The 13,548-nt window shown below is 68.7% G+C and carries 12 protein-coding genes and 1 pseudogene; 5 read left to right on the forward strand and 8 right to left on the reverse strand.

What is annotated here, in order from left to right; all coding sequences use genetic code 11:
• Positions 1-171: 171 nt before the first annotated feature.
• Complete coding sequence (gene garD / locus DIE02_RS32530) at positions 172-1,725, reverse strand: galactarate dehydratase (protein ID WP_124530205.1); 1,554 nt, start codon at positions 1,723-1,725, stop codon at positions 172-174.
• A 233-nt stretch (positions 1,726-1,958) separates the two neighbouring features.
• Between garD and kdgD the strand changes: the two genes are divergently transcribed.
• Positions 1,959-2,873: a 5-dehydro-4-deoxyglucarate dehydratase gene (kdgD, locus tag DIE02_RS32535; protein ID WP_124530206.1), complete on the forward strand. Its 915-nt coding sequence runs from the start codon at positions 1,959-1,961 to the stop codon at positions 2,871-2,873.
• Between the two features lie 120 nt (positions 2,874-2,993).
• Here the strand turns inward: kdgD and DIE02_RS32540 are convergent, their stop codons facing one another.
• The gene (locus tag DIE02_RS32540) at positions 2,994-3,548 is read right to left on the reverse strand and encodes a hypothetical protein (protein ID WP_044845741.1); all 555 of its coding nucleotides are present in this window, start codon (positions 3,546-3,548) and stop codon (positions 2,994-2,996) included.
• 289 nt (positions 3,549-3,837) lie between these two features.
• Positions 3,838-5,415 carry an aldehyde dehydrogenase (NADP(+)) gene (locus tag DIE02_RS32545; RefSeq protein WP_124530207.1) on the reverse strand — a complete coding sequence of 526 codons (1,578 nt, stop codon included), beginning with the start codon at positions 5,413-5,415 and terminating at the stop codon, positions 3,838-3,840.
• 278 nt (positions 5,416-5,693) lie between these two features.
• Here DIE02_RS32545 and DIE02_RS32550 point away from each other — a divergent pair.
• Positions 5,694-5,907: pseudogene (locus tag DIE02_RS32550) on the forward strand (MFS transporter); the annotation flags it as partial.
• A 132-nt stretch (positions 5,908-6,039) separates the two neighbouring features.
• Positions 6,040-6,888, forward strand: a complete 849-nt coding sequence (locus tag DIE02_RS32555) for a helix-turn-helix domain-containing protein (RefSeq protein WP_124489348.1) — start codon at positions 6,040-6,042, stop codon at positions 6,886-6,888.
• A 6-nt stretch (positions 6,889-6,894) separates the two neighbouring features.
• Here the strand turns inward: DIE02_RS32555 and DIE02_RS32560 are convergent, their stop codons facing one another.
• Entirely contained in the window at positions 6,895-7,521 is a 627-nt protein-coding gene (locus DIE02_RS32560) for a LysE family translocator (protein WP_044845744.1), read from the reverse strand.
• 174 nt (positions 7,522-7,695) lie between these two features.
• On the opposite strand from DIE02_RS32560, the gene DIE02_RS32565 reads away from it, so the two are divergent.
• Entirely contained in the window at positions 7,696-8,160 is a 465-nt protein-coding gene (locus tag DIE02_RS32565; protein ID WP_044845745.1) for an Lrp/AsnC family transcriptional regulator, read from the forward strand.
• 206 nt (positions 8,161-8,366) lie between these two features.
• A complete protein-coding gene (locus DIE02_RS32570) occupies positions 8,367-9,395 on the forward strand; it encodes a hypothetical protein (protein ID WP_124530208.1) in 1,029 nt (342 codons plus the stop codon).
• Between the two features lie 166 nt (positions 9,396-9,561).
• Here the strand turns inward: DIE02_RS32570 and DIE02_RS32575 are convergent, their stop codons facing one another.
• From DIE02_RS32575 to DIE02_RS32590, 4 genes are read right to left on the reverse strand one after another with little or no spacing between them, the layout of a single operon-like run.
• On the reverse strand, positions 9,562-10,773 hold the full coding sequence (locus DIE02_RS32575) for an acyl-CoA dehydrogenase family protein (RefSeq protein WP_124530209.1): 1,212 nt from the start codon (positions 10,771-10,773) through the stop codon (positions 9,562-9,564).
• A complete protein-coding gene (locus DIE02_RS32580) occupies positions 10,770-11,627 on the reverse strand; it encodes a hypothetical protein (RefSeq protein WP_124530210.1) in 858 nt (285 codons plus the stop codon). The genes DIE02_RS32575 and DIE02_RS32580 overlap by 4 nt, the downstream gene beginning before the upstream one ends.
• A 53-nt stretch (positions 11,628-11,680) precedes the next feature.
• Positions 11,681-12,337, reverse strand: a complete 657-nt coding sequence (locus DIE02_RS32585; RefSeq protein WP_044845749.1) for a methionine ABC transporter permease — start codon at positions 12,335-12,337, stop codon at positions 11,681-11,683.
• Positions 12,330-13,538: a methionine ABC transporter ATP-binding protein gene (locus DIE02_RS32590; protein WP_124530211.1), complete on the reverse strand. Its 1,209-nt coding sequence runs from the start codon at positions 13,536-13,538 to the stop codon at positions 12,330-12,332. The genes DIE02_RS32585 and DIE02_RS32590 overlap by 8 nt, the downstream gene beginning before the upstream one ends.
• Positions 13,539-13,548 lie beyond the last annotated feature (10 nt).

Raw genomic sequence — 13,548 nt, forward strand, 5'->3', positions numbered from 1 at the left:
CGTGCCACCATCGTCGCCGGCCTCGCGTGGGTGGTCGATTACGTGCGAGGTAAGGAATTCGTGCCGGCCGCGGAAAATACGCATGCGCCGAACCGCGAACCCGCCGCCGCCATCAAAAACGGGCGCCCGAAGGCGCCCGCATCGCATCGTCTGCCGCCGTCGCGGCGCGCGTCAGGTCACCGGCGCCGGATTGAACAGCGTCAGCGCATTCGCGAGCTTCCATTGCTCGGCCCACGTGCGGCGCTTGCCGCTCGCGACGTCGAGCATCAGCCGGAACAGTTCCCAGCCCACGTCCTCGATCGACGCCGCGCCAGTGGCGATCTGCCCCGCGTCGAGATCCATCAGGTCGTGCCAGCGGCGCGCGAGATCGCTGCGCGTCGCGACCTTGATCACCGGCACCTGCGCAAGGCCGTACGGCGTGCCGCGCCCCGTCGTGAAAACGTGCAGGTTCATTCCCGCCGCGAGCTGCAGCGTGCCGCAGATGAAGTCGCTCGCGGGCGTCGCCGCGTACAGCAGCCCCTTCTGCCGCGCCCGGTCGCCGGGACGCACGACGCCCGCGATCGGCGCGCTGCCCGACTTCACGATCGAGCCCATCGCCTTCTCGACGATGTTCGACAGGCCGCCCTTCTTGTTGCCGGGCGTCGTGTTCGCGCTGCGGTCGACGCGGCCGCGCTGCAGGTAGCGGTCGTACCAGTCCATCTCGCGGATGATCTCGCGGGCGACGTCCTCGTTCGCCGCGCGCGACGTGAGCTGCGCGACGCCGTCGCGCACTTCGGTCACCTCCGAGAACATGATCGTGGCGCCCGCCCGCACGAGCAGGTCGGCCGCGAAGCCGACCGCCGGGTTCGCGGTGAGCCCCGAGAACGCGTCGCTGCCGCCGCACTGCACGCCGACGACGAGATCCGACGCCGGGCAGGTTTCGCGACGGCGGCGGTTCAGCCGCTCGAGATGCGATTCGGCCATCTTCATGATCGAGTCGATCATCGAGTTGAAGCCGACGTGCGCGGCGTCCTGCAGGCACACGACGCCGCCGTTGTCCGGCGCGCCGTCGGCCGCCACCGGAATCGAGCCCGGCGGCAGCAGGCGCTCGGGCTGCAGCTTCTCGCAGCCGAGGCTCACCGTCATCACCTCGCCGCCGAAGTTCGGATTCAGGCTGATGTTGCGCAGCGTGCGGATCGGAATGTCGGCATCGGGCGCATCGATCGCGACGCCGCAGCCGTATGTGTGCTCGAGCCCGACCACGTCGTCGACGTTCGGGTAACGCGGCAGCAGTTCGTCCTTGATCCGCTTCACCGCATGCTCGACGACGCCCGACACGCATTGCACGGTCGTCGTGATCGCGAGGATGTTGCGCGTGCCGACCGAGCCGTCGGCATTGCGGAAGCCCTCGAACGTATAGCCTTCGAGCGGCGCCAGCGGCGGCGCGGCACGCGTGGCGAGCGGCAGGTCGTCGAGCCCCGGCGGCTCGGGCATGCGCATCGTGCGCTCGTTGACCCAGCTGCCGCGGCGCAGCTCGACGAGCGCGTAGCCGATCACGACGTTGTAGCGGACGATCGGATCGCCGGCCGCGAGGTCGACCAGCGCGACCTTGTGCCCTTGCGGCACGCCTTCGCGCAGCGTCAGGCCGTCGGCGAACGTCGCGCCCTCGGGCAGGCCGCCGTCGTTGACGACGATCGCGACGTTGTCGTCCGGATGCACGCGGATATAAAGCGGGGAAGCAGTCATCGGAATTCCTGGGAGGCTACCGGTCAAATCGTTAGTCATCATATGACATTCAACACCAAGCCGCGATGCTGCGTAAACCCTTATCCGGAAAGACCCTATCTCTCGCCGGCCGGCAAACCGCTTGCGCCGCGCTTTTCCGCGTTGTACGATGACATACAACGACATCGCCAATATGGCCCGGATGCCGTACCCGACGAACCCATCAGCACTCGCGCTGGACGGACGACCCAACCATGACTTCACCGCAAGAACTCAAACAGATCATCTCCCACGGCCTGCTGTCGTTTCCGCTGACGGATTTCGACGCGGACGGCAGCTTCCGCCCGGCCACCTATGCCGAGCGTCTGGAATGGCTGGCGCCGTATGGCGCGACCGCGCTGTTCGCGGCCGGCGGCACCGGTGAATTCTTCTCGCTCACGCAGCGCGAGTATTCGGACGTGATCCGCGTCGCGACGGAAACCTGCAAGGGCAAGGTGCCGATTCTGGCCGGTGCCGGCGGTGCGACGCGCGTCGCGATCGAATACGCGCAGGAAGCCGAGCGCCTCGGCGCGAGCGGCGTGCTGCTGATGCCGCACTACCTGACCGAAGCCAGCCAGGAAGGCATCGCCGAGCACGTCGAGCAGGTGTGCCGCGCGCTGAAGATCGGCGTCGTGGTGTACAACCGCGCGAATTCGAAGCTGAATGCCGACATGCTCGAGCGCCTCGCCGATCGTTGCCCGAACCTGATCGGCTTCAAGGACGGCGTCGGCGAAATCGAGAGCATGGTCACGATCCGCCGCCGCCTCGGCGACCGCTTCGCGTACCTCGGCGGCCTGCCGACGGCCGAAGTCTACGCAGCCGCGTACAAGGCGCTCGGCGTGCCGGTGTACTCGTCGGCCGTGTTCAACTTCATCCCGAAGACGGCGATGGCATTCTACGAAGCGATCGCGAAGGACGACCACGCAACGGTCGGCCGCCTGCTCGACGAGTTCTTCCTGCCGTACCTGAAGATCCGCAACCGTCGCGCGGGCTACGCGGTCAGCATCGTGAAGGCGGGCGCGAAGCTCGTCGGCCACGACGCCGGCCCGGTGCGCGCGCCGCTCGTCGACCTCACCGACGCCGAAATGGCCGAACTCGACGTGCTGATCAAGAAGATGGGGGCGCAGTAAGCGGCGGGCTGACCAACGGCACGCGATCCAGTGCGTGCCGGCCCGCGCGGGACCGGCGGTTCCGCCCGGCGCCCCCCCTTTTCGACGGCCGCCCCGTGCTTCGCGGGTCGGCCGTTTTCATTACATCTGTGCGATGGTTCCGACGATCCGGTAGCGCAGGCTGCCGAGCCTGAGACGGGTCGCGGCGATATCGGTGCCGGCCGCCGACCGCCGGAAGCGCGTGTTCGGATCGTCGGCGAGAATCTGATCCAGCACGTCGGGATCCACGACCGCATCGAAAAACCGGCCGAGCGTGAGCGTCGCATACTGTTTCGCGGTCGCGAGCTGGCTGTTGGCCTGCATCAGCGCCTCGGTGCGCAGGCCCGGATCGCGTTCATCGATGCTGCGGCGATGCTTCAGCGCAAACACCAGCGCCTCCATGTCGAGCCGGAACCGCTTGACGGCCTGGCCGAACCCGAGCGAATGCGGATCGGCGCCGGTGACGGGCCGCCCCTGATTGATCGTCACGTCGAATTCACTGCCGCCCAGGTCGCGCTGCAATTCGAACAGCGCATTGGCCAGCACGCGCCCTTCGCTGGTCTCGCCGATCTGGGTGCGCACCGATTTCGCGACGTCGCCGATCGCTTTCCACAATCCGGCCGCGAACAGGTGGTCGCCACGCTTGCTGATATTCATCGGAGGGCTCCTTGTTGGTTTTTGTCGGTCTCTCAGGCTCGCCTGCGGACCGGCGGGTCCGAGGCCTCGCTAATGTAGGAGAAATTCCGGCGGCGTGGAAGCCGCCATCCATCTCGTCAAGGCGGCGCATCATGAGAAGCATCATTCGATGCCCCCCGCTCTCTAATCGAGCAAAACCGGCCCTCCATCAAAAAGGCGGCGGGGTACCCGTGGGCACCGTGCGCCGCCTTGTTTCAACCTTGCCGGAACGCGCCCCTCCCGGGACGCGGACTTCAGTCGTCCTGCGCCTTCACTCCGCCTTCCCGTCCCGCAGCCGCGGAATGTCGAGCGGATTGCGTTCCTGCAGCCCTTCGGGCAGCAAGTCGTCCGGGAAGTCCTGGTAGCACACGGGCCGCAGGAAACGGTCGATCGCGGTCGCGCCGACCGACGTGACGGCCGGGTTCGACGTCGCCGGGAACGGCCCGCCGTGCACCATCGCATCGCACACCTCGACGCCGGTCGGGTAGCCGTTGACGAGCAGGCGCCCGGCCTTGCGTTCGAGGATCGGCAGCAGGCGGCGCGCGAGCGGCTTGTCGTCGGCGTCCAGTTGCAGCGTGGCCGTCAGCTGGCCCTCCAGCGCGTCGAGCACGCGCGCGACTTCGTCGAGATCGCGGCAGCGCACGATCAGCGACGCCGGCCCGAACACCTCGTGGCCGAACGCCGGTTCGGCCAGGAACGCCTGCGCGGCGACTTCGTACAGCGCGCCGCCTGCCTGGCATTCGGTCTGCGCCGCCTCGCCCGCGCCGATTTCGCGCACGCCCGGCAGTTCGGCCAGCTTGCCGCGGCCGCTGCGATACGCGTCGGCGATGCCGCGCGTCAGCATCACGCCGGCCGGCTTCTTCGCGAGCGCCTGCGCGGCGACGGACTCGAAGCGATCGAGATCGGGGCCGTCGACCGCCAGCACGAGACCCGGGTTCGTGCAGAACTGGCCGGTGCCGAGCGTCAGCGAATCGACGAAGCCGGTCGCGATCGCGTCGCCGCGCGCGGCCAGCGCGGCCGGAAACAGCACGACCGGGTTGATGCTGCTCATTTCCGCATAGACGGGAATCGGTTGCGGGCGCGCGTTCGCGAGCTGCACGAGCGCCATGCCGCCCTGCCGCGACCCGGTGAAGCCGACGGCCTGGATCGCCGGATGGCTGACGAGCGCCGCGCCGATCACGCGGCCGGGGCCGATCAGCAGCGAGAACACGCCGGCCGGCATCCCGCATTTCGCCACCGCCGCGCGGATCGCGCGGCCGACCAGCTCGGACGTGCCGAGGTGCGCCTCATGGGCCTTCACGATCACCGGGCAGCCGGCCGCGAGTGCCGACGCGGTATCGCCGCCGGCCACCGAGAACGCGAGCGGGAAGTTGCTCGCGCCGAACACGGCGACGGGCCCGAGCCCGATCTTCTGCAGCCGCAGGTCCGAGCGCGGCAGCGGCGTGCGCGCGGGCTGCGCGGGATCGATCGACGCGGCGAGGAAGCGCCCGTCGCGCACGACGCGCGCGAACAGCCGGAGCTGGCCGACGGTGCGGCCGCGCTCGCCCTGCAGCCGCGCGACGGGCAGGCCCGTTTCGGCGTGCGCGCGTTCGATCAGCGCGTCGCCGAGTGCGACGATTTCGTCGGCGATCGCCTCGAGAAACGCCGCGCGGGCCGCGAGCGGCTGCGTGCGATACGCGTCGAAGGCGTCGCGCGCGAGTTCGCACGCGCGCTCGACATCGGCCTGCGTCGCGACGCCGAAGGCCGGCGCATCGATCGGCGCGCCCTTCGTCGGGTCGAACGCGCGCAGGGTACCGGCCGAGCCGGCCACCGCGTCGGCGCCGATCAGCATCTCTCCAGTCAGTTGCATGGGTGTGCTCCGTGGTTCGGAAATGGTTCGCTCATTGTAGCCCAACAGATATGATGTCTGCTGACGACATGACGATATTCCCGTTGCTCCACAGTTACTCGACCGCAGGCCACAAACCCTTATCCATTCGGCACAAGCAGGAAATTCTTGCCTCTCCTTCGGCCGTCCGAAGGGAAAACCCGAGGTGTCCGCGCGCCTTCGTTGCAGGTAAGTTTTGGCCCGTGTCATACGACGACATATATTAAGCATGCAATCGGCGCACCTCTAGATATCTTCCGATCAAACTCGCCGGCAGCGCGCGCGCCGCACCGCCGTGCGCTACTGGATCCGGGCGCCGCTGTCCGTCGTCACGACGCTCAACGATGCGGACCGCACGACGCCATCGGTCACCGGCATGCCGATCCGCAAGGCGTTCGGCATGATCCGGTGACGACGGGCCGGATCTTCCCGGCGCTCAGCCGGGCGTACGTGCTCGCGCAACTGCCGAGCGGCCGGTTCCCCGATTCGTCGATCGAGTTGCCCATCGGGCGCAGGCAGCGGGCAGCATCGGCGCTGCACACCGATCCGGAATGCTTACCTCGCAGGTAATGCCCGGCGCGCGCGGGATTGCCTATCATCTTCGTCATGAACTCGACCGCCACCCTCCAATCGCTGCCCCCGTCCGCCGGCCGCGCGTCCGGCATCGGCTCGCTGCTGCGCACCTGGCGTCAACGCCGCCGCCTGAGCCAGATGGCCCTCGCGCTGGAGGCCGAGGTGTCCGCGCGGCACCTGAGCTTCGTCGAATCGGGGCGCGCGCAGCCGAGCCGGGAGATGGTGCTGCATCTCGCCGAGCGCCTCGACGTGCCGCTGCGCGAGCGCAATGCGCTGCTCGTCGCGGCCGGCTATGCGCCGCTGTTTCGCGAGCGGCCGTTCTCCGATCCGCAGCTCGATGCAGCGCGCCAGGCGGTCGAAGCCGTGCTGCGCGGCCACGAGCCCTACCCGGCGCTCGCCGTGGATCGCCACTGGACGCTGCTCGCCGCGAACCGGATGCTCGGCGCGCTGGTCGCGCAGGCCGATCCGGCGCTCCTGCGGCCGCCCGTCAACGTGTTGCGGCTGAGCCTGCATCCCGACGGCCTCGCGCCGCGGATCGTCAACTGGCACGAGTGGCGCGCGCATATCCTGCACCGGCTGCAACGGCAGATCGACGCGAGCGGCGACCGAACGCTGCATGCGCTGCGCGACGAACTCGCGAACTATCCGGCACCGGCCGGCCAGCCCGCCGACACGCAGGCACGCGCCGACTACGCGGACATCGCGGTGCCGCTGCGGCTGCGCACGGCAGCCGGCGAACTGACGTTCTTCAGCACGACGACGGTGTTCGGCACGCCGGTCGACGTCACGCTGTCGGAGCTCGCGATCGAGGCGTTTTTCCCGGCGAATCCGGAGACGGCGGACGCGATGCGCGCGCTGGCGGACGCGTTGCCGGCGCAGTGAGCATCGTCAACGACGCTCGAACGCCAGCTTCACGCCCAATCCGAGCAGGACCGCGCCGCTCGCCCGGTGCATGCGGGTCAGGATGCGCGGATTGCGCCGGATCGACGTCGACAGCAGGCCGGCGAACAGCGCGACCGGCCCCTTGACGAGAAACGTCAGGCCGGCAAACGTCGTGCCGAGCACGAACAGCGACAGCATCGGATGCGCGGCGCCCGCGGGGACGAACTGCGGCAGGAACGCGAGATAGAACAGCGCGACCTTCGGATTCGACACGTTGGACAGCGCGCCTTGCGCGAACGTGCGCAACCCGGACGCCGGCGCGTCGCGACCGCTCGCGAGCGTCAGCTCGCCCGACGAACGCAGCAGCGTGATGCCGAGGTACAGCAGATACAGCGCGCCGATCATCTTCAACGCAGTGAACAGCCATTCGGATGCCTGAAGAAGCGCACCCAGCCCGAGCGTCGCGAGCATCGTATGCACGAGCAGCCCGACGCTGACGCCCGCCGCGGTCACGAGGCCCGCCCGCGTGCCGCCGGATAGCGTGCGCGACATCACGAGCACCATGTCCTGGCCCGGCGTCAGAATGATCAGAAGGGAAGTGGCCATGAACGGCAACCAGGCTACGTGCGGCATCGGAACTCTCCTGAAAGCGGCGCCAGGCGGGACGGGCGGGAATCGCGCGCGTCCGATGAGCCGGGCAGTCATCGGATTATCGGCAACTTGCCGTGGAGAATGGCTGCGAAGTCGGCTACTTTCGAGGCATGATTTGGCGTTATTCTCCAATATCGACTTCATCGGTAGTCAAAAATGCCAATCAAGCTGGATGCCATCGATCGGCGCATTCTGCGTGCGCTGCAACGGAACTCGAACCAGACGAACGCCGAACTCGCGCAGCAGGCCGGCCTCTCGCCCACGCCCTGCCTGCGCCGCGTTCACCTGCTGGAGGAACAGGGCGTGATCGACGCGTACGTCGCCCTGCTGAACCCGGCGGCCGTCGAGCTGCGGTTCACGGCCTTCGTGCGCGTCACGCTGGAACGCCAGGACAAGACGACCGTCGAGCGCTTCGCGCGCGAGATGGAGCAGGCGCCGGAAGTGCTCGAATGCCATCTGATGGCCGGCAGCTACGACTATCTGCTGCGCGTCATCGCGAAGGATCTCGACGACTATCAGCGCTTTCAGATGGAGACGCTCACGCAGATCGAAGGCGTACGCAACGTCGAAACCGAGATTCCGCTGAAGCGCATCAAGCAGACGGTGCGTCTGCCGATCTAGGCAGGCGGAAAGGCAACGGTGTGCGCACCGCTGCCTTCGGATCAGGCGTCAGAACACTACAATGACGTCCGTTCGTACAAGATCCTGAAATGTCGTTCGCCACCCGGGCCACGCCGGCGGCGGCACCCTTCACTTAACGATGCCGGCACGCCCCGGTCTACCGCGGCCATTCCAACAATGATTCCGCTCGGTCGTTCGCCTGTCTCATGATTCCCGCTCCGATTTTCTCCGGCACCTTCTTCATCGTTCTCGGCATTTCGTTTCTGGCGGCCGTCTCAGTCGTGCTCTGGATCGTTGCGCTGGTGCTGCTTCCGCCTGTACGGCGATCGTTTCGTGCATATCGGCGACGCTCCACCGCCATCTTCGCCGCCCTGTGCGTGACGAGCAGCTTCGTCGTCGCGATGGTGGCGATCGGGCTGCAGGCCGAGGCGAACATCAGGAAGGAAGAGACCGCGAAGCATCCCGCGCTCGTGAAGAGCGAGCGTCTGCTGGGCATCGACATGCCGCCCGGCACGCGGCTGTCGCTCTCGACTGCCGGCGACATGAACTCGATCGAGACAGTCGAGTTTCCGCACGCGGTCGATGTCTACGGCATTGCGGCCGTCGCGCTGACGGTCGGGACGGAATTCGACGATGAAGCGCCGCGCAACGACCGGGACCTCGCCACCCTCACCGCACTGACGCTCACCACCACCGGGCCCCGGACGATCGATGGTTGGACCTGCGGTTCGAAAGCGCCGCTGAAGATCGTGCTGCGCAACGATGCGCGGACCAGGACGCTCTGGTCATGCCACCTGGCCGACGGCAATCGCGTGGCCGGCGGTGTCGTACCCGCCGGGTCGCGCGTCATGAGAAGCACCACCACCTATGGGGACGGCATGCGCGACAACGACTATTGGGAGATCAGGGTCGCGGAAGGCGACGTGTTCGAAATGTCATCGCTACCGCTGCGTCACCCCGAACTGCGACTCGATCGGGAACGCAACGTTCTCGCGTTCGACTACGCGACGCTGGCGCGTGCGGCGAGCGTCGGTAACCTCACCTATCCGGCCGGCACCGAAGTCGCGTTCGGCGTGCGCGGGCTGCGCGAAGACTACCCCGGTGCGTGGCGCTTCAGGACACCCGGGCGCCAGCACGCGGTCGACAAGAACACGGGACCGATCGCCGATGGTGCGTCGGTCGTACAGGCGCCTTCGGGGAAGGTTTACGCGATCTTCCCGGGTCGTACCGACTGAATGCGCTGCGCCATCACCGGCTGGCGGCCGGGTGCGAGCGCAGCGGGATGGTGATTGCACGGTTCGCGAAGAAAGCCCGAAGTCCCGCAAGGACGCGGGCGCGGGCGTCGGCTATCGCCGGCAAGCCACACCGAGCGGCATGGCGACGCCGGACGGTTTGCCGACGCTACGTATAAAGCGACGCCTGCGGCAATTCCCCCGTCAGCGCGAACCGGCCGACGTCGCGCAGCCGATAGTCGAGCGGATCGTGCAGCGTATGCGTGCGCGCGTTGCGCCAGAAGCGGTCGAGGCCGTGCGACGCGGCCGTCGCACGTGCGCCGCACGTGTCGAACAGCGCCTCGCCGTTCTCGAGCGCCGCGCGCTGCGCGACGATCTTCGCGTCCGACACGGCGAGTGCCACCTCGGCCCGTTCGTCGGCCGTCAGCGCGTCATGCCGCGACCATGCGCGCTGCAACGCGACGGCCGCGCGGTCGGCGAGCGCCGCCGCCGCGACCGCCTGCACGCGCATGTCGCCGAAGCGCTGCAGCGTATAGGGATCGTCGCTCGCCTGCGCGACACCCGCGTTGATCCACGGCCGGCCGTGCTTCAGCACGTAGTCGCGCGCCTCGGCCAGCGCGCCTTCCGCGAGCCCGACGAACAGGTTCGTCAGCACGAGCTGCGACACCAGCGTGCGCAGCGTCGCGCGCGGCGTCGGCGGCGTCTCGGAGCGGTGCAGCACCTCGTCCGGCGCGAGCGTCACGCCGTCGAAGCGCACGCTGCCGCTGTCGGTCTGGCGCTGGCCGATCGGATCCCAGTCCTCGTGGACCGTGATCCCGTCACGATCGGTCGGCACCACGCCGAACACGGCGCGGCCCGTTTCCGGATCGTGCGCGGACACGGTCATCCGCTGCGAGCCGCGCGTGCCCGAACAGAAGCCCTTCACGCCGTCGAGCCGGTAGCCGCCGTCCGGCGTCGCGGTCGCCGCGAGCCGCGTGTCGAGCGGGTTGACCGCATTGCCCCACCACCAGCGATGCTCGACCGTGCCGCGCAGATAGCGTTCGCGCTGCGCCGCGCTGCCCCACACGTCGACGCTCACCACCTGCAGGATCTGGAACCCGACCAGATGCGCGAGCGCGCTGTCGACGCGCGCGATCCGCCGGATCGTGTCGTAGATCGCCGGCCACTCGGCTTCCTGTCCGCCGAATTCGCGCGGCACCGCGAGCGTCAGCAGGCCCGCGTCGGCGAGCCGCTGCTTTTCGTCGGCCGCGTGACCGCCCGCGCGGTCGCGCTCGGCAGCCGTCGCACGCAGCGCGTCGATCGCACGCGCCAGCGCATCGGCGTCGAGCGCGCGTGCGTCGGTTTCCGGCGCCAGCGTCGCCGGGCCGCGGGGATCGTTCATGCGACGGCTTCCTGTGCAACGGTTTCGTGCGCAACGATTTCGCCCGACAACGGCACCAGCGCGCCGAGCCGGCGGCCGGTCAGCCGCGACAGGATCTCGCGCCGCCAGTCGTCGTAGATCGCGCGGTATTCGGCGATATCCGCACCGAACACGTGCGCGGTGTGCGCGTATTCGTCATGCAGATAACCGTCGAGCCGCGCCTGGGTTTCCTCGTCGGCCGCGATCACGCGGTCGACCAGCGCGTCGCGCTCGGCGGGCGGCAGCGCGTTCAACGTGTCGAACCACCACTGGACGATCTGCACGCGATGCCACTCCTCGTCCGGACGGATCCGGTTCTCGCCGTGCTCGCGCATCGCGCCGTCGGCGATGCGGCCGGTCTTGCGCTGGATCCACAGCTTCGCGAGGATGTGCAACTCGTAGTGCCATTCGAACGCGAGAAAGCCCGCGACGTCGCGTACCGCGATGTCGCCGATGCGTTCCCAGTGCGCGGCGACGAGCCGCTCGACCTCCGGCAGCGGATCGCGGCCCGTCAGTTCGGTCACGCGCTCGCGCCCGATCACCGCGTGCGCGCCGTCGTCGCCGAGCTGGCGCGACAGGATCAGCTGGAAATGCGGGTCATCGCGAAACAGCGTGTCGATCGCCTTCGCGACGACCTGCACGATGAACAGGTCGTGCGACGCCATCTTCGTGTAGTAGTCGGCGACGGCGGCGAGCTCATCCGCGCCGTGCGGCTCGCGCGGTGGCGTCGCCAGTTTGTCAGGGAAGCCGGGGCGATGGCGTCGTGCGACGTCCAGAAACAGGGCTTCCTCGAATTGTCCGTTCCATTCGCGCGGCGCGCCGATGGGCAAGGTCATGGGTATCGTTCTCTCAGGGTCTCAATGAAAAGAGCCGGCGCTCGTGGCGCCGCTCAGGTACGCCGGGTCACGCGTCGGACCAGGCGGTCGCCCGTGATTTGCACGGCCGAAACGAGTGCGATCAGGATCACGATCACGGTCACCATGACGGTGGTGTCGAAACGCTGATAGCCATAACGGATCGCGAGATCGCCGAGCCCGCCCGCGCCGACTGCGCCCGCCATCGCGGTCGAGCCGATCAGCGCGACGACGGTGATCGTGAAACCGCCGAGCATGCCGGGCAACGCCTCCGGCAACAGCACGTGCCACACGATGTGGCGGCGTTTCGCGCCCATCGCGAGCGCGGCCTCGATCAGCCCGCGATCGACTTCGCGCAGGCTCACTTCCGCAATCCGCGCGAAGAATGGAATCGCCGCGATCGACAGCGGCACGACGGCCGCCCACACGCCGATCGTCGTGCCGATCAGCACGCGCGTGAACGGCAGCAGCGCGACGAGCAGGATGATGAACGGTGTCGAGCGGAACACGTTGACGAGCGCGCCGAGCACCGCGTTCAGGCCACGCCGCGCGTAAATGCCGCCGGGCGCGGTCGTCACCAGGATCACCGCGAGCGGGATGCCGATCAGCGCGGCGATCGCGGCCGACGCGGCGACCATCGACAGCGTGTCGCGGATCGCGTCGAGCAGTTCGGGCCACCAGAGTTCAAACATAGCCGAGCACCTCCGCATGATTCGCGTGGCGGCGCGCGCGTTCGAGCAACGCGGCGACCGCGCCGCCGCGTGCCGGCGGGTGGCCGGCGTCGTCCGCGCGCGGCGACGCCGCGATCACGAGGCGCCCCTGCGCATGCCCCTGAATGCGCTCGATCCCGCCGTGCAGGAAGCGCACCGAGCCGCCGAGCGCCGCCGCGAGCGCGCCGACGTCCGGCTCGCCGCCGCTTTCGCCGGTATAACGGACGTCCAGCACGACTTGCGCGCCGTCGGGCAGCGCGGCCAGCTCGGGCAACGGCTGCACGCGCGCGGCCAGTTCGGCCGGCAGGTCGTGCACGAGCGTGCTGAGCAGGGCGCGCGTCGCGCCGTGGCGCGGATCGCCGAACACGCGCCACACCGGGCCCGTTTCGACGACCTCGCCCTGTTCGATCACCGCGACCGTGTCGCACACCGCGCGGATCACTTCCATCTCGTGCGTGATCAGCACGATCGTCAGTCCGAGGCGGCGGTTGATGTCGGCGAGCAGCGCGAGGATCGATTGCGTCGTCTCGGGGTCGAGCGCCGACGTCGCCTCGTCGCACAGCAGCACCTCCGGGTCGTGCACCAGCGCCCGCGCGATGCCGACGCGCTGCTTCTGGCCGCCCGACAGGCTCGCGGGATACGCGTCGCGTTTCGCGGTCAGCCCGACGAGATCGAGCAGCGCCTCGGCCTTGCGCGTGCGCTCGGCCTTCGGCACGCCGGCGATCTTCAGCGGCAGCGCGACGTTCTCGAACACCGTCTTCGCCGACAGCAGGTTGAAATGCTGGAACACCATGCCGGTGCGACGCCGCAGCGCGACGAGCCCGTCCTCGTCGAGCGCGCCGACGTCGACGCCCTGCACGCGCACGCTGCCCGAACTCGGACGTTCGAGGCCGTTGACGAGCCGCAGCAGCGTCGACTTGCCGGCACCGCTGCGGCCGATGATGCCGAACACCTCGCCGCGCCGCACGTCGAGCGTCACGTCGCGCAGCGCGGCGGCCTGGCCGCGCGGCGTCGCGAACACCTTGCCGACGTGTGCGAACGACACGGCGGCGGCGCCGTCGGCCCGCGCGGCCGCTGCGTTACGCGAATCATGCGCGTCATGCACCTCATGCACGTCCGCACCCGCACCGGCGCGCACGGCCGATGCCTCGATGAAACCCAGCGTGTCGAACAATTGCGTCATCGCTTCGCTC

Origin of the sequence: Burkholderia sp. Bp8991, assembly GCF_003853795.1 — a bacterium.
Lineage (GTDB): Bacteria > Pseudomonadota > Gammaproteobacteria > Burkholderiales > Burkholderiaceae > Burkholderia.